Source organism: Agromyces sp. Root81, assembly GCF_001429165.1.
GTDB lineage: Bacteria > Actinomycetota > Actinomycetes > Actinomycetales > Microbacteriaceae > Agromyces.
In genome coordinates this window covers 151,392-168,639 of the sequence record NZ_LMIR01000003.1, presented here as the reverse complement: position 1 = coordinate 168,639, position 17,248 = coordinate 151,392, and the positions used below count along the sequence as shown (strand labels likewise).

Annotated in this window: 25 protein-coding genes and 1 pseudogene; 15 read left to right on the top strand and 11 right to left on the bottom strand. The window is 67.4% G+C overall.

Going from position 1 to position 17,248, the window contains the following annotated elements; genetic code table 11:
• Positions 1-3 precede the first annotated feature (3 nt).
• Positions 4-594 (bottom strand): hypothetical protein, encoded by a 591-nt coding sequence (locus tag ASE14_RS15360; RefSeq protein WP_056656938.1) that lies wholly within the window; start codon positions 592-594, stop codon positions 4-6.
• 279 nt (positions 595-873) lie between these two features.
• Here ASE14_RS15360 and ASE14_RS20680 point away from each other — a divergent pair, with 279 nt between their 5' ends.
• Positions 874-1,530, top strand: a complete 657-nt coding sequence (locus tag ASE14_RS20680; protein ID WP_157373039.1) for a hypothetical protein — start codon at positions 874-876, stop codon at positions 1,528-1,530.
• A 100-nt stretch (positions 1,531-1,630) separates the two neighbouring features.
• On the opposite strand, the gene ASE14_RS20675 is transcribed toward ASE14_RS20680, so the two are convergent.
• From ASE14_RS20675 to ASE14_RS15335, 4 genes are all read right to left on the bottom strand, one after another.
• Positions 1,631-2,092 (bottom strand): hypothetical protein, encoded by a 462-nt coding sequence (locus ASE14_RS20675; protein ID WP_157373038.1) that lies wholly within the window; start codon positions 2,090-2,092, stop codon positions 1,631-1,633.
• A 14-nt stretch (positions 2,093-2,106) separates the two neighbouring features.
• Positions 2,107-2,883: an Ltp family lipoprotein gene (locus tag ASE14_RS15345; RefSeq protein WP_056656929.1), complete on the bottom strand. Its 777-nt coding sequence runs from the start codon at positions 2,881-2,883 to the stop codon at positions 2,107-2,109.
• Positions 2,884-3,108: 225 nt separating this feature from the next.
• A complete protein-coding gene (locus tag ASE14_RS15340; RefSeq protein ID WP_056656926.1) occupies positions 3,109-4,314 on the bottom strand; it encodes a serine hydrolase in 1,206 nt (401 codons plus the stop codon).
• Between the two features lie 13 nt (positions 4,315-4,327).
• Positions 4,328-5,524, bottom strand: a complete 1,197-nt coding sequence (locus ASE14_RS15335; protein ID WP_056656924.1) for a serine hydrolase — start codon at positions 5,522-5,524, stop codon at positions 4,328-4,330.
• Positions 5,525-5,829: 305 nt separating this feature from the next.
• Here ASE14_RS15335 and ASE14_RS15330 point away from each other — a divergent pair, with 305 nt between their 5' ends.
• The 7 genes from ASE14_RS15330 (at position 5,830) to ASE14_RS15300 (ending at position 10,226) form a co-directional block, all read left to right on the top strand.
• Entirely contained in the window at positions 5,830-6,099 is a 270-nt protein-coding gene (locus ASE14_RS15330) for a hypothetical protein (RefSeq protein WP_235511431.1), read from the top strand.
• The gene (locus tag ASE14_RS15325; protein ID WP_056656918.1) at positions 6,099-7,688 is read left to right on the top strand and encodes a putative T7SS-secreted protein; all 1,590 of its coding nucleotides are present in this window, start codon (positions 6,099-6,101) and stop codon (positions 7,686-7,688) included. Before ASE14_RS15330 ends, ASE14_RS15325 begins: the two co-directional genes overlap by 1 nt.
• Positions 7,689-7,701: 13 nt before the next feature.
• Positions 7,702-8,154, top strand: coding sequence for a hypothetical protein (locus tag ASE14_RS15320; protein WP_235511430.1), 453 nt, complete (start codon positions 7,702-7,704; stop codon positions 8,152-8,154).
• Entirely contained in the window at positions 8,151-8,801 is a 651-nt protein-coding gene (locus ASE14_RS15315; protein WP_082600946.1) for a hypothetical protein, read from the top strand. Before ASE14_RS15320 ends, ASE14_RS15315 begins: the two co-directional genes overlap by 4 nt.
• Before the next feature lie 53 nt (positions 8,802-8,854).
• Complete coding sequence (locus tag ASE14_RS15310) at positions 8,855-9,307, top strand: hypothetical protein (protein WP_056656912.1); 453 nt, start codon at positions 8,855-8,857, stop codon at positions 9,305-9,307.
• A 140-nt stretch (positions 9,308-9,447) separates the two neighbouring features.
• Positions 9,448-9,897, top strand: a complete 450-nt coding sequence (locus ASE14_RS15305) for a hypothetical protein (RefSeq protein WP_157373037.1) — start codon at positions 9,448-9,450, stop codon at positions 9,895-9,897.
• A 38-nt stretch (positions 9,898-9,935) separates the two neighbouring features.
• Positions 9,936-10,226: a hypothetical protein gene (locus tag ASE14_RS15300; RefSeq protein ID WP_157373036.1), complete on the top strand. Its 291-nt coding sequence runs from the start codon at positions 9,936-9,938 to the stop codon at positions 10,224-10,226.
• Between the two features lie 68 nt (positions 10,227-10,294).
• Here the strand turns inward: ASE14_RS15300 and ASE14_RS21270 are convergent, their stop codons facing one another.
• Both ASE14_RS21270 and ASE14_RS21455 read right to left on the bottom strand, forming a co-directional pair.
• A complete protein-coding gene (locus ASE14_RS21270; RefSeq protein WP_235511429.1) occupies positions 10,295-10,795 on the bottom strand; it encodes a hypothetical protein in 501 nt (166 codons plus the stop codon).
• Positions 10,796-10,921: 126 nt separating this feature from the next.
• Positions 10,922-11,110, bottom strand: a pseudogene (locus ASE14_RS21455) (MerR family DNA-binding transcriptional regulator); the annotation flags it as partial.
• A gap of 182 nt (positions 11,111-11,292) precedes the next feature.
• Here ASE14_RS21455 and ASE14_RS15290 point away from each other — a divergent pair.
• The 5 genes from ASE14_RS15290 (at position 11,293) to ASE14_RS15270 (ending at position 14,633) form a co-directional block, all read left to right on the top strand.
• Complete coding sequence (locus tag ASE14_RS15290) at positions 11,293-11,904, top strand: carboxymuconolactone decarboxylase family protein (protein ID WP_056657687.1); 612 nt, start codon at positions 11,293-11,295, stop codon at positions 11,902-11,904.
• Positions 11,894-12,769: an RNA polymerase sigma-70 factor gene (locus ASE14_RS15285; protein ID WP_056656901.1), complete on the top strand. Its 876-nt coding sequence runs from the start codon at positions 11,894-11,896 to the stop codon at positions 12,767-12,769. The genes ASE14_RS15290 and ASE14_RS15285 overlap by 11 nt, the downstream gene beginning before the upstream one ends.
• A gap of 217 nt (positions 12,770-12,986) precedes the next feature.
• The gene (locus tag ASE14_RS15280; protein ID WP_056656898.1) at positions 12,987-13,331 is read left to right on the top strand and encodes a hypothetical protein; all 345 of its coding nucleotides are present in this window, start codon (positions 12,987-12,989) and stop codon (positions 13,329-13,331) included.
• A gap of 391 nt (positions 13,332-13,722) precedes the next feature.
• Complete coding sequence (locus ASE14_RS15275; RefSeq protein ID WP_157373035.1) at positions 13,723-14,064, top strand: hypothetical protein; 342 nt, start codon at positions 13,723-13,725, stop codon at positions 14,062-14,064.
• On the top strand, positions 14,061-14,633 hold the full coding sequence (locus tag ASE14_RS15270; RefSeq protein ID WP_056656892.1) for a DUF6036 family nucleotidyltransferase: 573 nt from the start codon (positions 14,061-14,063) through the stop codon (positions 14,631-14,633). Before ASE14_RS15275 ends, ASE14_RS15270 begins: the two co-directional genes overlap by 4 nt.
• Before the next feature lie 49 nt (positions 14,634-14,682).
• Here the strand turns inward: ASE14_RS15270 and ASE14_RS20670 are convergent, their stop codons facing one another.
• Positions 14,683-14,937 carry a hypothetical protein gene (locus ASE14_RS20670; protein WP_157373034.1) on the bottom strand — a complete coding sequence of 85 codons (255 nt, stop codon included), beginning with the start codon at positions 14,935-14,937 and terminating at the stop codon, positions 14,683-14,685.
• Between the two features lie 139 nt (positions 14,938-15,076).
• On the opposite strand from ASE14_RS20670, the gene ASE14_RS15260 reads away from it, so the two are divergent.
• Complete coding sequence (locus ASE14_RS15260) at positions 15,077-15,664, top strand: VOC family protein (RefSeq protein ID WP_162257751.1); 588 nt, start codon at positions 15,077-15,079, stop codon at positions 15,662-15,664.
• 76 nt (positions 15,665-15,740) lie between these two features.
• Here the strand turns inward: ASE14_RS15260 and ASE14_RS15255 are convergent, their stop codons facing one another.
• The 3 genes from ASE14_RS15255 to ASE14_RS20665 form a co-directional block, all read right to left on the bottom strand.
• Positions 15,741-16,103, bottom strand: coding sequence for a cupin domain-containing protein (locus tag ASE14_RS15255; protein ID WP_056656884.1), 363 nt, complete (start codon positions 16,101-16,103; stop codon positions 15,741-15,743).
• A 214-nt stretch (positions 16,104-16,317) separates the two neighbouring features.
• Positions 16,318-16,662 (bottom strand): type II toxin-antitoxin system HicB family antitoxin, encoded by a 345-nt coding sequence (locus tag ASE14_RS15250; RefSeq protein ID WP_056656881.1) that lies wholly within the window; start codon positions 16,660-16,662, stop codon positions 16,318-16,320.
• Positions 16,659-16,811 (bottom strand): hypothetical protein, encoded by a 153-nt coding sequence (locus tag ASE14_RS20665; RefSeq protein WP_157373033.1) that lies wholly within the window; start codon positions 16,809-16,811, stop codon positions 16,659-16,661. The genes ASE14_RS15250 and ASE14_RS20665 overlap by 4 nt, the downstream gene beginning before the upstream one ends.
• 133 nt (positions 16,812-16,944) lie before the next feature.
• On the opposite strand from ASE14_RS20665, the gene ASE14_RS15245 reads away from it, so the two are divergent.
• Entirely contained in the window at positions 16,945-17,235 is a 291-nt protein-coding gene (locus ASE14_RS15245; protein WP_157373032.1) for a hypothetical protein, read from the top strand.
• Positions 17,236-17,248: the final 13 nt, after the last annotated feature.

The window sequence follows — 17,248 nt, the reverse complement described above, 5'->3', positions numbered from 1 at the left end:
CACTCAGGCTGGATCGATCCGCAGCACCGGCGCAGATTCCCCGACGGTGAGGTCGTCGACGACGCGGAGGCCGCGCGCGAGCTCGTCGACGGCTCCGATGACGGTGCCGAAGCGCTCGCGATCGCTGCAGACGGCCGTCACGCTCACGAAGTGCGAGCCGAGATCCCAGGTGTATGTCGCGAATGGCGGGCGACCGCCCTCCGGCAGCGGCATGGCGAGCTTCTCACCCACGCCGAGGTAGTTGCCGCGGAACTCCTCGGTGTCGTCGTACTCGATCGGCATCGAGGCCCGCGCCATCCGCAGCTGCGGTGTCGCCGCCTGCACCTGCGCCATCACGACGATCAGTTCCGGCTCGGCCTTCCAGACCCACACGAGCACGCGGCCCGCGGCCTTGCGCATCAGGAACGGAACGGCCTGGCTCATCGCCCAAACGCTGAAGCCGCTGCCGGCGCCGGACTGCCCTGCGCCCGGTCCCTTGGCCTGCGACAGCAGCATCCCGATCGCCGCCTTGCGGTGGCGGCGGCCGCGGAATCCGAGGGAGTCCGTGATGGGCACCCACTTGGAGAGGTCGGGCTCTGCGTGAAGTCGGGGCACGCACCCAGCCTACGAGTTGTCGCTGACGGGCCGAGGTCGGCAGCACCGGGAGCAGCGCCTTGACGAGACAGCGTCGGAGCCTGCGTCGGTGATGCCCCAGGGAACAGGCGGTGGGCGCTCGGATCCGGTGATGGCCGGCGATGGACCCCAGTACGGGGGAGGGAGGATCGATTTTCCCGCTTCGTGAGGCGGTGCGGCGGTACCTTTGGTGCCTGCTGAGCGCGTAGTCGCCGTTGGTCGCATCGATGCAGCTGGGCGGAGTGGATCGAGGAGGTTGTCGTGTCTGATGAGCGCAATGCAGGTCTTCCTGAGGCGGGCAGGCAAGCGCCCGAGTCGGCACCGGCCGATGACCAGGCAGTGGAAGGCGAGCGAGTCGAGGAGAGCGCCGAAGGTGCCCATGGCTCTGTACCGGCACCCGAAAGCGACCTCGGCAGCGCGCCAACCGCCGCGCTTGCGGTCCCGCTCGTGCGTAGGGCGTGGTTTCTTCCGACTGTTGTCGGCGCGGGCGCGCTCGTGCTCGGGCTGATCCTCGGAGGGGTCATCGGGTCGTCGATTTCTGGCGCCGTTCACGTGGCGGAAGCAGCTGCAGCGGCGAAGTCCGAGAAGACCGCCGCAGAGAAGGCGGAGGCGGATCGTCTGGCGGTCTTCGGAGATGCCGTCAAACGGTGTGGATTGCACGGCAAGGTCGAGATCGCTGACAACGGTGGCACGTTGATCGTGGATGGTGCAGGTGAGGACCTCGGATCGGGCGAGGTCGACTTCGGGGAGCTCGACTGCATCATCGATGCCGTCGATACGCCGACGTCGGTCAGTTCGAAAATGTACGAGACCCGTTCGCTCGACGGTCGACAAGAGGGCGAGTGGGATGGGGTCAAAGCCAGCTGGAGTTACCACCCCGACGACGGTCTCGACATCATTTTCGAACTCGTCGATTGAGCTGCCGGAGACATCCTTCGATCCGATCCGAGCCGTGTCGGGCATATCCATGGAGCCCGTCGACCGCGGCGAACGGCGCGACGGGTGTCTCAGGTCGTGGTCAGTCGATCGTGTAGCTGATCGACGTACAGAACTCCATGATCGGGAGGACCGCAGCTTTGAATCCACTGTTGTCTAGTGACAGTTCCCCACCTCCGGCCACGACGACGGCGTCGATCTGGCTGAAAGGGGAGACGTAGGCCTCGACGTTCGCGGTCTGCTCAATCGGCGCCAGATCTCGGAGCGTTTCGACATGCGTCCCCTGAGCGGCGTGATGAGAGGCGACGAAACTCCCATTGCTTGTCTCAAGGATGTAGTCCGCGTACGCCTGCATGCCTGGGACGAATTCGTCGCAGAACTCCCAACCTGCCGGGTGGGCGGGGTCCGTGGAGTCAGACGGCGTCGGTTCCGCGGTTGCCGTCGTGTCCGCCTCGTTCAGTGAATTGGAATCTGGCGAGCTCGCGCATCCGGCGAGAAGGAGCGCGGTACAGCTGAGCAGAAGCAACGTGTGACGGAGTTTCATTACGATGCTTTCGATCAGTACCCGACCGCGGCGAGGCCGGCTTCGATCTGCCCGGCCTCGAAACCTTCGTACGCCAACTGCTCGTAGAGCCCGTCGCGAGAGAACGACGTCAACTCGAGGTACGACTTCGCCTTCTCTGCGGCCTCCGCATTCCAGTCAGGCGCAATGTAGTCCGCCGCGAACGTTGCGTCCTCGGTTGAGAAGCCCTCGTACTCGAGCTGGCCGATCAGGCTGGTGCGTGAGAAGCCCGTCATGGCGAGGTACGACTGACCCTTCCCAACTGCGTTCTGCTGCGACAGCGTCAACTTCGGCTTGACCTCGACGGTCAGAATGACAGTGCTGCCCTCAGCGGCGATCCCGCCCTTCGCTGGGCTCGTGGCGGTGACGGTCGCGGCCATGTCGTCCACTGCGGAAACCTCGAAGCCGGCGGCGGCGAGCGTCGCCATGGCGTTAGCAGCTGACATCCCGGTCACGTCAGGGACGGTCACCTGCGCAGGCTCCTCCACTTCCTCGGTGGGCGCCTGGGCTGACTCTTTGGGGGTAGCTGTCGCGGCGGCCGGCCGGGGGGTGCTGGCGCTGGGGCGGTTCAACGACCCGATGATGATGATCAGCAGGAGCAGTCCACCGACTGAGCCAAGCGTGATCCAGAGGGCCTTCTTCGACTTCTTCGCTGGGGTTGGAGCCTCGAATGGGAGCCACGCCAGGCTGCCGTCCGGCTGCGCGGAAAGTTTGTGCCCGTTGACGATGTCGCCCACTTTGTAGTCAGCGGGCGTGTCGGGGTCGGTGCTCATGGTTCGGGTCCTTCGGTAAGGGTTCCAAATCGAGCAACGTTGATGCGGTAGCAGGGGAGTCGATCGCGGTCTACGCTCTCGGCTACCCGGGGGATCTAGAGTCGGGCAGCTTCTGCGAAGCTACGTCGGGGCAGCAACCGGTACAAGTCCCGAGATCAGGTGGCACTCGTTCGCGGGTCTCAGCACTGGGGGCGCCAACGACGACGCCTGAGAAGCCCCTGCGCCCTACTCGAGGCAAGCGTCGCTCGATGTCGCGGCCACCGACGCCGGCAGCACCGTGAGCAGCGCCTTGACGACCTTGAAGAACTCTTCGCCCGTGCCGCCGTCGCCGTTGCCGATGAGGGCGAACACCGCGCCGGAGCCCTCGAAGTACTGCACGTGCGCCCCATAGCCCGGCTCGGCGCCGCTGTGATTGAGGTCGAGCAGGCATCCTGTCGCCGGGTCGATGTGGACGCTCACGTTGAGCCCGTACCCGTATCCCGCGTCGGTGGTGCCAGGCGCGCGGTCGTCGATGCGGGCGGCTCGCATCTCGGGGGTGAGTCCGTACCCCTCGCCGAGCGCGAGCCCCCACGTGTGCAGGTCGTCGATGGTCGAGAGCATGGCGCCCGCCGCCCAGCCTTCGTGGTTGGTCCAGTCGGTGGTGTCGGTGGGCTGCGGCATCTCGGGGCAGAACTCGGAGTAGCCGTGGTTGAACGGCTCCGCGAGCACGGCATCGGGAGCGAAGCGGCTGCGCGTCATCTCGAGCGGCACCATCAGGCGCTCGTCGATCAGCGCGCCGAGATCGGTGCCGGTCGAGTGCTCGAGGATGCGTCCCAGAATGAAGGTGTTGTATCCCGAGTAGGTGTTGCCCTCGCCCGGTGCGTAGGCTTCGCGCGGCGTGGCTGCGCCGATGGCGATCATCTCGTCGGGCGTGATCGTCGAGTGCGGATCGGCGCAGATCCGATCGAGTTGCGCCTGCCCCGGGGGGCCGATGCCGCTCGACATGTTCATGAGCATGCGCACGGTGATCTCGTTGGCGAGCGGGAAGTCGGGGTACCACTGATCGATCGTGTCGTCGAGGGTGAGCCCGGCCTCACCGTCGCCGATGACCTGCAGGGCGACAGTGCCGACGACGGTCTTGGTGATGCTCCCGATCTTGGACTGGTTCGCGCGGTCCATCGGCACGCTCGCGTCGAGATCCGAGACGCCTCGGGCGGCGACCCATTCCTCTTGGCCGGGAACCCACAGCCCGACGACCACGCCGGGCATTCCGGATGCCTCGAAGCCCTCGTCGAGCGCCGCCTCGAGTTGCTCGCGCAGTTCAGGGTCGAGGGGCGGGGCGGCCGCGGTCGGCGGAACCGAGGCGTCGTTCGGCGTCAGGGCGATGCATCCGCTCAGCATGGAGATGGCAACCGCCGCAACCGCGACGACCGCCCACTTGGAGTTCCGCATGATCAGGCCCCTCTCATCCCCACGGAGCGGCGCACGGCTCGGTCGACGACCCGAGGAGCACGGGGCCGAGCAGCGGCCCCAGCGTCTTCAAGACCTCCTGCACCGCGTCGCCCGTTCCGCCGTCGCCGTTGCCGAGCACCGCGAAGACCGCGCCGGTCACCGGGTAGTACGCGACGTTCGTGCCGTACCCGGGCTCGGCGCCGGCGTGCGAGACGCTGGTGACGCAGCCGGTCTCGACGTCGATCTCGAGACCCGTGCCGAGGCCGTACGCGGCTCCGGCCTGGCCCGGGATGGGCGCGACATCCGCGTACCGCGCGGCCTGCAGCTCGGGGGTCACGCCCGCACCCTCGCCGAGGGCCTCGCCCCACGCGTAGAGATCGTCGAGGGTCGACACCATGCCGCCACCTGCCCAGCTCTCGCCGTTCGACCAGTCGACGGTGTCGGCCGGCTCCCCGAGCTCGGGGCAGAAGCTGGAGTAGCCGTGGGTCAGCGGGGCCGTGACCTTTCCGTCGGGGGCGAACCTGCTGCGTTCCATGCCGAACGGCTCGGTGATGCGGTCGTGGATGAGGGTCGCGAGCTCCTCGCCCGTGACCTGCTTGAGGATGCCGCCGAGCAGGAAGTAGTTCGTGTTGGCGTACTCGAATCCCTCACCCGGAGCGAAATCGGCGCGGGGTGTCGCCGCGCCGACCGCGATGAGTTCGTCGGGCGTCGGCACGGCGTACGGGTCGCTGCAGATGCGGTCGACCTGAGCCCGGCCGGCCTCGCCGGTGCCGCTCGAATGGTTCAGCAGCATGCGCACCGTGATCTTCGACGCCTCGGGGAACTCGGGATACCACCGGTCGAGGGTGTCGTCGAGACGCACGTCGAACTCGGGCTCGCCGATCACCTGCAGCATGACCGTGCTGACGATCGTCTTGGTGATGCTGCCGATCTTCTGCTGGTTGTCGCGCGCCATCGGCTCGTCGGTCTCGACATCGGCCACGCCCCGGGCGGCGACCCATTCCTTCTCGCCGGGAAACCACACGCCGACGATCACCCCCGGCATCCCGGATGCCGCGAATCCCTCGTCGAGGGCCGCTTCGAGTTGTTCGCGCAGCGCTGGGTCAAGAGAAGCGGTGAGCGGGGGGTCGTCGATCTCCGGGGCGCAGCCGCTCAGCATGAGCGAGGTGACGGCCGCGATTGCTGCGACCGCCAACTTGGAGTTCCGCATGGCCAGCCCCCTGGCGTCGCGCAAGACGCAGTTCGAGAGCGGATGCCCCCACCCGCGACCTTACGCCGCAGGCGGTCGTCGACACGGGTGGGCTCTGCCCCACTTCAGGGGTGGATGGAACGCGGCTCGACGCCAAGCTGGGCGAGCTCGGCTGGGCGTAGCATCCGGATCCCGATGGGCACCGGTGCCCATCGCGCGCTCGCCAGCGGGGTGGTGTGATGTGTTCAGGCGACCGATCGGCGGCGGCGCTCGAAGCACGTGCGTCGACTCGCGGATAGAGTCTGCTGGAGCGGAATGGAGTGATGATGACCGATGTCGACCTCGACCTCTCTGTGCTTCGCACTGCGAGTACGCGGGTCGGTGCGGCCGTGCAGACGTTCGCGTCGGCCGGACGCGTCGGTGAGGACATCGCCGACCTGACGGGCGAGGCGCGGTTGGCGAACCGGGTGCGCGACTTCGCCGGCAACTGGGATCACAACCGGGCCAAGCTCGAAGAGCAGCTCGAGACCGTGAACGACTGGCTCGACGCGATCATCGAGACGTTCACCGAGCTCGACGAGAAGATGGAGGGCTGATGAGTTCCGGACTCGCCGTCGAGTACGACGACGTCTTCGCGGGGCGACCCGCCGAGCTCGAGACCCGCGCGAGTCGGCTGCAGTCGACGGCCGAAGCCATCGAGCGAGCCGCAGAGGCGCTGCGCGACCTCGTCGACGACCAAGTCAGCAAGTCGACCGACAAGGTGCGCGACAGCGCCGAAGAGGCGGCGAAGGGGCTGCGGCGCGCGAATCGCCGGTACAGCGGCACCGCGTCGGCGCTGACGACGTTCGCGGTCGAGCTCGGGTCGGTGCAGGAGCGGGCCCGTGCGGCCGTCGACGACGCCGACTTCCATCAAGACCGGATCTACCGCCTGCAGGGCGACCTCGGCGACTTGAACAACGAGATGGTGCAGGCCGAGGCCGCAGGGCGGTCGACCGACGGGCTCCGCGACGAGCTGTGGAGCGCCAACAGCGACATCGCCGCCTCCAACCGGCACCTCGAAGACGCGCGTGCAGTGCTGCGCGAGGCGCGCGAGCAGATCTGGGATGCCGCCGACCGAGCCATCCGCGAGATCGAGACCGCGATCGAACACGGCGCCGATTCGTTCGGCGACAACTGGGATCAGTTCTGGGGCGGTGTCGGCGACGTGCTCTCCGCGGTCGGGGAATGGCTCTCCGCGGTGCTGACACCGGTCGTCGAATGGCTCATGCAGGCGCTCAGCGCGCTCATCTCGACGCTCGTCGTGCTGCTCATGATGGTCATCGCCGCCGCGCTGGTGGGTCTCGTGTTCACGACGTTCGGGCCGCTCGGGCTCCTGGTGCTGGGGCTCGCGCTCGCCGCAGGCATCATCGCGCTGGCGGTCTCGGAGCAGGCGGGCGCGCCGCAGTTGCGCAACTCGAAGACCGAGACGACGCCTGATGGCAAGGAAGCACGCGACTATCAGGGCCTGATGGCGCAGCTCGCCCGCCAAGACGATCGCGGCAAGGACGCCCTCACCGAGATCCGCGTCGTCGCGGTGCACGACGAACACGGCAACATCGTGTCGTGGCGCGTGCAGACGCCCAGCACGCAGAACTGGGGGCCGTTCAACACCGACGGGGCGATGAACGACCTCCGCACCGACCTGATGCTGTCGCTGTTCCCCGAGATGCGCACCCAGTACGAAGACGCGGTGTGGCAGGCGATGACCGACGCTGGCGTCTTCGAGAGCGACGCGCCGATCATGTTCACCGGATGGTCGCTCGGCGGCATGATGGCGGGCGAGCTGGCGACCGACCCGCGAGTCGTCGAGCGTGTGGAGTCGGTGTTCGTCGCGGGCTCGGCGATCGACAAGCACTACAGCGACATGCCCGACGGTGTACGGGTCACGCAGATCAAGAACGGCATCGATCCGGTGCACACGCTCGAATTCGCCGGACTCGACCCGATCGATCGGGCCGCGGCCCTCGACTCCGACTGGCAGGAGTACCGGCCGCTCGTGTGGCCGATGCACGACGCCATCATGTACGGTTCCGAGGCTGAGCACTACCTGCCCGAGCCCCGGCCGGGCGACGAGATCTTCTTCGCCGGATCCGGCGAGAGCGGCTATGAGGAGGTATACGTTGCGAAGTACACGCGTGGGTCGTAGGCGGAGCGGGCGGTTGCGCGTCACAGTGTTCGTCGCCCTGTTCGCGTTCGGTTCGGTTGCCCTCGTCGGGTGCGCCGCGAACCCGGATGTCTCGGGCCTGGAGTCCGAGCTGTCGACGGTCGACGGCGTGAACGACGCGATCGCAGGGGTGACGCATTCCGGGGCACCCTGGAACACGCAGCTCGTCGTGACGCTCTACCTCGAAGACCCGAGCGATGCCGGCGTCGTCGAAGCGGTACGCGGTGCGGCTCCGGTGTTCGTCGCCGACGACGCGACCTCGCGTCACGATGTGAGCCTGTACTTCATCGGCGGGCAGCGCAGCGACTACGAGAGCGACTTCGATGCTGAATCGTACGAGCTCACGGTGACCCCCGACATCTGCGCGGCGCTCGGCGTGCCCGACAGCGGACCGTACTCGCTGCGGCTCTCGCCCGCCCAGATGCGCGAGATCGCGGACGGCGAGTGAGCGATGAGCAGGTGCGGTCGGCCCCGCCTCGGCTGACGTTCCAGCTGCCGGGGCGCTGGCTCACGGTCGACCCGCGCGATGAGCAGCACGCTCGCGAGCAGGTCGAGGTGATCGTTCGCGAGTTGGCGGGCGTCGCCGACGACGCGGCGCTCGCACGCCGGCGACTGCGGCAGAGCTTCAACCGGGCTATCGTCGCGGCGCGTGACGCCGAAGCGCACGCGCTGTTCCTCTGCATCGAGGCCGCACCGGGCGTCGCCCTGCCGGCGTCCCTCACCGTGCACGCGCCCGAGCGCCTGCGCATGACGCCCGCGGTCGGCACGTCGGCCGACGCGGTGCTGGGCGTGCTGGGCCAGGGGCTCGCCTCGTCGACATCCGCGGGAGCCGACACGGCTCGGCGGCTCGACGGGCCGCGCGCGAGCGTGCTGCGCACCGAGCGCCAGTTCGAGGAGCTCGTCGAGGAGGATGGCATCTCGGTCACCGCAGTTCGCCTCGAGGCGGACTACTGGTTCGCGGTGCCGGGGTCGAAGCAGGTGGTGCTCGCGAGCTTCGCGACGCCGCTTGGCGAGATCCGCAACGCGATGCTCAATCTGTTCGACTCGATCGCCCTCGCGGCGTCGTTCGACGCGGTCACGGTCGACGCGCGCTGATGAGGAGGTCTCCGTTGCCCAGTACTCCCGTGGGTCGTAGGCGGATCGGGCGGTTGCGCGTCACGGCGTTCGTCGCCCTGTTCGCGCTCGGTTCGGTCGCGCTCGTCGGGTGCGCCGCGAATCCGGATGTCTCGGGCCTGGCGTCCGAGCTGTCGACGGTCGACGGTGTGAACGATGCGACTGTCAGGGTGGCGCATTCCGGGGCGCCGTGGAACACGCAGCTCGTCGTGAGGCTCTACCTCGAAGACCCGAGCGATGCGGGCATCGTCGAAGCGGTGCGCGGCGCGGCTCCGGTGTTCGTCGCCGACGACGAGGGCTCGCGTCACGAGGTGAGTCTGTTGTTCATCGGCGGGCAGCGCAGCGACTACGAGAGCGACTTCGATGCCGAATCGTACAAGCTCACGGTGACCCCCGATATCTGCGCGGCGCTCGGCGTGCCCGATAGTGGGCCGTACTTGCTGCGGCTCTCGCCCGCCCAGATGCGCGAGATCGCGGACGGCGAGTGAGCGATGAGCAGGTGCGGTCGGCCCCGCCTCGGCTGACATTCCAGCTGCCGGGCGTCGTTCGATGCGGTCACGGTCGCCGCGCGCTGATGAGGAGGCCTACGTTGCCCAGTACACCCGTGGCTCGTCAGCGGAGCGGCCGCATGAGGCTTCTGTCGGTGGTCACGATGCTCACGCTGGGCGCCGCGCTCGTCGGCTGCACCGCGAATGCTGACGTGAGCGAGCTCGAATCGCAGCTGGCAGGCATCGACAACGTGAACGGCGCGACCGGGTCGGTGACGCACCCCGGTGCGCCGTGGAACACGCAGGTGGTCGTCTCGCTGTATCTCGACGACGCGTCCGACGAGGGCGTCGTCGAAGCGGTGCGCGCGGCGGCGCCGGTGCTGTCGACCGACCCGGTGGCGTCGCGCCACGACGTCGTGCTGAGCTTCGTCGACGGGCAGCGCAGCGACTACGAGACCGACTTCGACGCGCAGCGCGACGAGATCGGCGTGAACCCCGAGGTGTACGCGACGCTCGGCATCCTCGACCGCGGCGCATGGTTCCTCCAGCTCTCGCCCGCCCAGGTTCGCGACATCGCGGGCGGCCGGTGAGCGGCGAGAAGGCCCCGACTAGGATCGCTAGGGTGCAAATGGTCGGTGCGCTGTTGTTGATCGTGCCCGCATTCGTGGCATGGATTCCGTACCTGCGTCGGCTCTACGCGTCTGGCACGCTTGATGAACAAGTCCGTCAGGCCGGGCGGCAGGCGTCGCTCCTGCCGCTGATGATCACCGTCATGGTCGGGATCGTGGCGTGCATCGTGGCCTTCCTGCTTCCGGTGGGCGCTTGGACGCCCTGGCTCATCGCGATCCCCGTCATGGCGTGTGCGACCTGGGTGACCGCGCGGATGAGCATGGCAGCGAAGCGAGTCGGCTTGGACTGACCGCTGGGGCGTGGGCATGTGAGTTGAGAATCACACCAGGATGAGCCCAGCGGCTGTCGCCGTCGTCGTCATCGTGTCTCCACCGAGACGGAGACCTCGACGGCGTAGTCTTCCTCGCTCTGGCCGAGCACGGTCTGGCGCACCTCCATGTCGCGCAGGTCGATCTCCCGTCCGGCAATCGCGTCGAAGAGCGCGACCACGGCCGGGTGCGTGGCGCCGTCAGGGAGCGTCTCGCCACGAGTCGGTCGCCAGGTCGCGACCAACTCGGTGCGGGCCGGAAGAACTCCGGCGAATGCCTGCGGACCGCACCACTCATCGTCGACCTCGACGGGCGTGGGCCAGCAGCAGACGACCTCGACGGTTCCCCGCTCGCCTGCCCGGAGCGTCGTCCAGAACTGCCCGCTCGGGCCGAGAGCGGATGCATGCAACCGCTCGAACAGCTCCCCGAACACCGCATTGGCGTCCTCATCGGACAGCGACTCAGGGGCATCCAAGCTCACGGAGATCGCCTGTCCCACGAATGGTTGCACGGCCATCTCGCGCTCGACGACCGAAACCGGAACCTCCATCGCACGAAGCACATCCTCCGCGGCCACGAACGCTTGGTCTTCGATCGAGCGAGCCTCGAGAACCCGCTGACGGTGCTCCGTCAGAGCATCGCGCGCCCCGCGGCCGGCAACCGCCGCCGCAACCGCCGGAAGCGGAACGCCGGCGTCACGAAGCGCCCGGGCGACGACACCATCACGGACCTGACCCTCGCCGTACCTTCGATACCCTGACACGTCGTCGACCTCGGCCGGGACCAGCACAGCCTTCTCGTCATAATGGCGAAGCGCCTTCACGCTCAGCCCTGTCAGACCTGCGAACTCACCGATTTGCAACATGTGTCCAGCATCGCGGCTCCCCCTACCGGAGGGTCAAACCCCAGGCCGGCGAGGCATCCGTCGCGCCCTGCGTGCGCGCCCGCGTCATGCGGATGTCACAACCGCGCGACATCCGGTGTCTTCATGTCGACGGATCATCCGGGAACCGAACCCCTGGCCGCCGACGATCGCAGGAGGACATGATGACCACCCAGACCCGCATCCCGCCGACCGAGCTCACCGGAGTCTTCGGAGCGGTCGTGAAGGTCGCCGCCCGACGGATGATCGGCAGGGTGCCGGACTCGATGGGCGTGCTCGCGCACCACCCCGCCCTGATGCGGGCTTCGATGGGCATCGGCCGCAAGATCGAGGCGCTCGACGAGCTCGACAAGAATCTCGCGAGCTACGCGGTGATGGCGACGGCGGCGTACATCGGCTGCAGCTGGTGCCTCGACTTCAACTACTACAAGTCGCACAACGAGGGCCTCGACGAGGAGAAGGCGCGGCAGGTGCCGAACTGGCGCGAGGCATCCGTCTTCACTCCCGTCGAACGGCTGGTCTGCGAGTATGCGGAGGCGATGAGCCAGACCCCGCCCGCCGTCACCGACGAACTGTCGGCCGCGCTGCTCGACGCACTCGGCCCGGCCGCGCTCATCGAGCTCACCGCCAAGGTCGCGTTCATGAACATGAGCTCGCGCATGAACGTGGCGCTCGGCATCCATTCCGAGGGCTACGCGGATGCATGCGAGCTGCCGCCGCTCGCCACCCGGGCGGATGTCGCGGCCGACATCGTAGGCTCGGCAAATGACCGATGATCCGTTCGTCACCCACCGTGGCCTGCTCTTCACGGTCGCGTACGAGATGCTCGGCTCCGCGGCCGATGCGGAGGACGTGCTGCAGGAGTCCTGGCTGCGGTGGGATCAAGTCGACCGCAGCGAGGTGCGCGATGAGCGCGCGTACCTCGTGCGGATCGTGACCCGGCAGGCCCTGAACCAATTGCGCACGATGTCGCGGCGGCGTGAGTCGTACGTGGGGGAGTGGCTGCCCGAGCCGCTGCTCACGAGTCCGGATGTCGCGGACGACGTCGAGCTGGCCGAGGATGTCTCGATCGCGATGCTGACCGTGCTGGAGACGCTCGGCCCGACCGAGCGCGCGGTGTTCGTGCTGCGGGAGGTGTTCGACGTGCCGTACGACGAGATCGCGGCAGCCGTCGACAAGTCGCCGGCGGCCGTGCGGCAGATCGCCCACCGGGCGAAGGATCACGTCGCCGCCCGGCGCCCGCGTGTCACGGTCGACCGCGCCGAGCAGGAGGCGGTCGTCGCGAGGTTTCTCGCGGCGGTCAACTCGGGCGACCTGCAAGGACTGATGGACGTGCTCGCACCCGATGTGGTGTCCGTCGCCGACGGCGGCGGACTCGTGCGCGGTGCCGCGCTCCGGCCGATCCATGGCGCCGACAAGATCGCCCGCTACCTGCTCGGCGGTCTCGCGAAGCTCGCGCTGCCGTTCGAGGCGAGGCCGACGTGGGTGAACGGGCATCCGGCGATCCGCGGCGAGGTCGACGGTGAGCTCGCCGGTGCGATCTGCTTCGAGATCGAGGGCGCACGGATCACGCGGATCTTCTCGATCGCCAACCCGAACAAGCTCGGGCGGCTCGACGAGGCGACGCAGCTGGTACGGTAGCGCCGCGGCGGGGCTTCCTCGCACCCGGCCATGGGTACGGGGACCACAGCGAAACCGGAGAGCGCGCGAGCCGATGACCGATTCCCACCGCACCGGCTTTCAGGTGTTCGTCGTCGCCGCGGTCATCGGGGCAGCCCTCGCGGGCTGCAGCGCCGCACCGACTGAGTAGGAGGCCACCACGACCTCGGATGCCGCGGAGCAGGCGCTGATCGAACTCATGACCTCCACCCGCGAGGTCATGGGGCTCGACGACGAAGGTTGGGATCCCGAGTTTCCGCTCGCGCCCGACCCCTGCACGCTGTCGAACGACGAGCAGGGCATCAACGTCGTCGACGTCCGCACGTGGACCGGCGATGCCGACGCCGATGCGGTGATCTCTGAAGTACAGCAGCACTGGGAGGAGAAAGGGCTGACGACCTCGATCCGCGATCGGTCGAACGGCGGTGACACGCTCGTGCGTCTGAGCGGACGCGATGGGCCGGTCGCGAACATCCGAGTCACGATCGTTCCGGGGCAGGTGTCGCTCGACGGCGAGAGCGTCTGCGTCGTCGGCGAGCTGTAGACCGCATTCATGGCGCTGCCCGAGCGGGCAACGTTCGCGATAGGACCTTGTCCGCAAAGTCGGTATGCCAGTTTCGCCTCATCGGAGCTGCTGGGACGCAACGCTGTAAGTCCTGTATGATTACGAATACCGAATCAAGGAGGAGGAGCGTGCCGTGGCTGACATTGCAACGCTCGTGCGTTCGGCTCGCCGCAGCCGGGGACTGACACAGCGTGAACTCTCCGCACGTTCCCGCTTGGGGCAGACGCGTATCGCGCTCACCGAGAAGCGTCATGAAGACCCTCGGTTCAGCACGGCGATTCGGCTTCTCGCTGGGGCGGGTCATCGGCTCTATGCCGCACCCACGACGCGAGACGATGTCGCGACGGTCGCTGCCGACATCCGGTACGCGGTGCAGGCGGACGACGCGCAGCTCGCGCTTCGGCACCTCATTCAGATGAACGACAACCTGGTCGCCGAGCATGGCCTTCTGCGAGGCATCCTCGCCGTCACCGAACCCGAGTCGACCGGCTCGAAGACCTGGGATGCCGCCATCGCCGCATTGGTCGCCTACCGCCTCAATCAAGATGGGGTCCCGCTTCCCGGGTGGGCGAACGACGAGTCTCGAGTGCTGAAGCGTGCGCGACCGCTGCCTGTCGACCCTGCCGATGCGGTGCCGTCGCCGGCGGATGTCCCGCAGGAGTTTCTTGATCGGGGCGTCTTGCTGTGGCGCGACACCTTGGAGAGCGTATGACGCTCTTCGCTCGCGAAGACCTCATCGGAGGGTTGCGCGATCTCGTCCAGGAGCTTCGGCGCGCGGGTCAGCCGACCGGTCTGCGCATCATCGGTGGGGGTGCGCTCGCACTTCGGCACTACGACCGCCGAACAACGGCGGACATCGACGCGCTGCACGTGAATCCAGGTGACGATGCCTCCGTGACTCGAATCGTCGAGCGCATCGCTGCAGACCGAGGTTGGCAGAACGATTGGTTCAACTTCGAACCCGCTAATCTCGCGCCTGAGTACGGAAGGCCTGTGCGCTGGGAGTCCATCTACGACGATGGACTCGTCACGATCGAGGTGGCGCCGGCCGACGCGCTGCTCGCGATGAAACTGCGGGCGAACCGTCCCGCGCGCGACACCGATGACATCCGCAAGCTTCTCGCGATCTGCGGCATCGAGACGGTCGAAGCAGCTGACGAACTCTTCGGCGAGTTTTATCCTGGCGATTCACTCAGCGAACGCGCATGGAGGATGGTCGAGCGGATCCTTGCCGCAGGGATGCTCGAGCGGCCTGCCTCGCCCGGGCCGATCGACATCTGACCACGTCCGACGAATCCGGTGCCGCCATTGATCGCGGTGCGCACGTTTCTCATACGGCGTCGACGTCCGCCTGCGTCGCGGCCGTCGCTGAGCTTCGAGCCTCTGCTCGCCGCCGAGCTTGGAGATGGACCCTGATGAACTGGATCTCGATAAGCACGCCGACAGCGGCGGTCAGGAACCCCATCGGATGCTGGGTGAAGCCGATGACGAGGCCGCCGATTATCAGCACCGGGCAGAAGATCATGTTGATCAGGGAGCCGGTGGTGCCATAGGGGCTGAATCGGGCGTCGGGGTCGATGTTCACGGGACTGAGTATGTCGCCTGCATGCCCGTAGTGGAACTCGGGCGGCTCGACGAGGCGACGCAGCTGGATCGATGACGCGGCAACGCGGGCGCCGCCGTGCGCGCCCAGTCGTAAGATGGCGGCTGAGAGGGGGATGGCGATGGCCGATCCGGTGGGCGACATCATCGGAGATTATCGGGCGTTCACCGCGCAGCAGCGCGACCGCCTGCTCGCTCGAGGCATCGACATCGCGCCGTACGAGCTGAGTCACCTCGCCGTCCGCGTGCCGGAGTGGGACCAGTATGTCCACCTGCGGACCCTGCTCGAACGCCATGCCATCGCCAATGTGGAGGGCGTCTGGAACGGGCGGCCGATGTCCATGATCCTCCTCGCCGAGCCGCTCCGCGTCCTCGACGGCCAGGTGATTCCGCTCATCGAGCTCATCCCGCCCGTCCACCAGCGCGTCTACAAGATGGGTATGGAGCACTTCGGCGTGGTCGTCGGCGAGGAGGTCGACGATTTCTCGCGCCGGCATCGGACGGCGTTGACGGGTCAGCAGTTCCAGAACCAGTGGAACGAGCCGTACTACGTCCTCTTCGAGGACTTCACTCACGTGAAGTTCCACCGCCGCTCGCTGCGCGCGGTGATCGAGCTGCAGGGTGGGACATTCGACGGCATCCACCATGTCGACGGCTGGGTCCCGCAACGGCTGGTCACGGCGACTGGCCCGGACCCTCTGCCGCGCTGAGCAGAGCTCGAGCTCACTGGCGTCCTCGACCCGAGACCTGCGGTGCTCGGCGCCGACTGGAAGCTATCCGCGCTGCCTAGCGCTTGGCGTAGTCGTTCATTCCCTGCCAGTCGATGACGACGCACGCCTCGTCTCCCACCGTCCACGCGTCGTGGCCCGGCGGGACAACCATGAGGTCCCCGGGGCCGAACTCGTTCTCGTCGCCGTCGTCCATGACGATCTTCATCCGCCCGGACAAGACGTAACCCATGTGGGCGAACTGGCAGCTTTCGGTATTCGCGATCGGCTTGACGTGCTTCGACCACTGCCAGCCGGGTTCGAAGGTGGCCCTTCCGACGGCGCCTGCCTCGACGTCGACGAGCTCGAGTCGTCCCATCCCGTCCTCGAACGGGCGCGTCTCTTCGGGTTCGTTCAGACTCTTTCGGATCATGGCGGACATGACGGACTCCCTTGTACCAATGTTGAGATGTCCTCACTATGACAGCAGCCCCCGCGCCCGTCAATGAATCTGCTCGGCCGTGAAAAGCGGCGGGGGAGCAGGTCGTCGGGCACGGATGCCGTGGGCGGAGCGGCATCCGTCACGCCCTCGGCGAGCATGCGCACCTGGGCCTTCGCGACGTGCGGCACCTGACGCTCGACCCGTTCGGAGAGATCTACTGGTCGAGCAAGCGAGCGGCGTACGTGTTCAGGCTGGTGCCATGCCGCAGCGCCTCAGTCGCCAGTTTTCGGTGAACCGCTGGATCAACCCGGAGGTTCACACGCCCGGAGTAGGAACGATCTGCAAGGGGCTCGGGGACTTCTTCGCCTGACTCCAACAGGTCATCGATGACGGACGTGACGACCGCTTCGAGCCCGCGCAGTGCGTCGATCTGAGTGGCGGCCAACCATGACAGCGATGGGAACTCGGCGATGGTGGCGACGAACTCACCGTCCGACGTGCTCCATTCAACGGAGTAGCGGTAGTGCTCGACTGCCGGTCGTTCGATGGTGCTGTTCATGAGGTCTGCTCCTCCTTCTTCTTGTCGTGGCTGCCCGAGCCCTGCCTCGGCGGCCCGAAGTGGGCTTCGGCAAGGTCGCATGCTTCGGCGAAGGTGAGCGACTTCGGCGACCGTCGTGCCTTCTGCTCGATCTTCTCCACTGAAGCCACACGAAGACGGTGCCAGATTTGGCACCAAGCCTCAAGAGCGGCTGACCCGCAATCCCTCCGCTCGAACCCCGCCCGCTCGGGAGTGCTCTCGCGGATCTGCGAGGTTGCGCCGACTAGGATCGCTTGGATGCAAATGGTCGGTGCGCTGTTGTTGATCGTGCCCGCATTCGTGGCGTGGGTTCCGTACCTGCGTCGGCTCTACGCGTCGGGCACGCTTGATGAACAGGTCCGTCAGGCCGGGCGGCAGGCGTCGCTGTTGCCGCTGATGATCACCGTCGTGGTCGGGTTCGCGGCGTGCATCGTGGCCTTCCTGCTTCCCGTGGGCGCCTGGACGCCCTGGCTCGTCGCGGTCCCCGTCATGGCGTGTGCGACCTGGGTGACGGCGCGGATGAGCCTGGCTGCGAAGCGGGTCGGCCTGGACTGACCGTCGGGTCGCG

Excerpts from the sequence above, each read along its gene's own strand:
- ASE14_RS20675 (WP_157373038.1), bottom strand. The coding sequence starts at position 2,092 with ATGAAACTCCGTCACACGTTGCTTCTGCTCAGCTGTACCGCGCTCCTT.
- ASE14_RS15345 (WP_056656929.1), bottom strand. The coding sequence starts at position 2,883 with ATGAGCACCGACCCCGACACGCCCGCTGACTACAAAGTGGGCGACATC.
- ASE14_RS15340 (WP_056656926.1), bottom strand. The coding sequence starts at position 4,314 with ATGCGGAACTCCAAGTGGGCGGTCGTCGCGGTTGCGGCGGTTGCCATC.
- ASE14_RS15335 (WP_056656924.1), bottom strand. The coding sequence starts at position 5,524 with ATGCGGAACTCCAAGTTGGCGGTCGCAGCAATCGCGGCCGTCACCTCG.
- ASE14_RS15330 (WP_235511431.1), top strand. The coding sequence starts at position 5,830 with ATGACCGATGTCGACCTCGACCTCTCTGTGCTTCGCACTGCGAGTACG.
- ASE14_RS15325 (WP_056656918.1), top strand. The coding sequence starts at position 6,099 with ATGAGTTCCGGACTCGCCGTCGAGTACGACGACGTCTTCGCGGGGCGA.
- ASE14_RS15305 (WP_157373037.1), top strand. The coding sequence starts at position 9,448 with ATGAGGCTTCTGTCGGTGGTCACGATGCTCACGCTGGGCGCCGCGCTC.
- ASE14_RS15300 (WP_157373036.1), top strand. The coding sequence starts at position 9,936 with ATGGTCGGTGCGCTGTTGTTGATCGTGCCCGCATTCGTGGCATGGATT.
- ASE14_RS21270 (WP_235511429.1), bottom strand. The coding sequence starts at position 10,795 with ATGGAGGTTCCGGTTTCGGTCGTCGAGCGCGAGATGGCCGTGCAACCA.
- ASE14_RS15290 (WP_056657687.1), top strand. The coding sequence starts at position 11,293 with ATGACCACCCAGACCCGCATCCCGCCGACCGAGCTCACCGGAGTCTTC.
- ASE14_RS15285 (WP_056656901.1), top strand. The coding sequence starts at position 11,894 with ATGACCGATGATCCGTTCGTCACCCACCGTGGCCTGCTCTTCACGGTC.
- ASE14_RS15280 (WP_056656898.1), top strand. The coding sequence starts at position 12,987 with ATGACCTCCACCCGCGAGGTCATGGGGCTCGACGACGAAGGTTGGGAT.
- ASE14_RS15270 (WP_056656892.1), top strand. The coding sequence starts at position 14,061 with ATGACGCTCTTCGCTCGCGAAGACCTCATCGGAGGGTTGCGCGATCTC.
- ASE14_RS15260 (WP_162257751.1), top strand. The coding sequence starts at position 15,077 with ATGGCCGATCCGGTGGGCGACATCATCGGAGATTATCGGGCGTTCACC.
- ASE14_RS15255 (WP_056656884.1), bottom strand. The coding sequence starts at position 16,103 with ATGTCCGCCATGATCCGAAAGAGTCTGAACGAACCCGAAGAGACGCGC.
- ASE14_RS15250 (WP_056656881.1), bottom strand. The coding sequence starts at position 16,662 with ATGAACAGCACCATCGAACGACCGGCAGTCGAGCACTACCGCTACTCC.
- ASE14_RS15245 (WP_157373032.1), top strand. The coding sequence starts at position 16,945 with ATGGTCGGTGCGCTGTTGTTGATCGTGCCCGCATTCGTGGCGTGGGTT.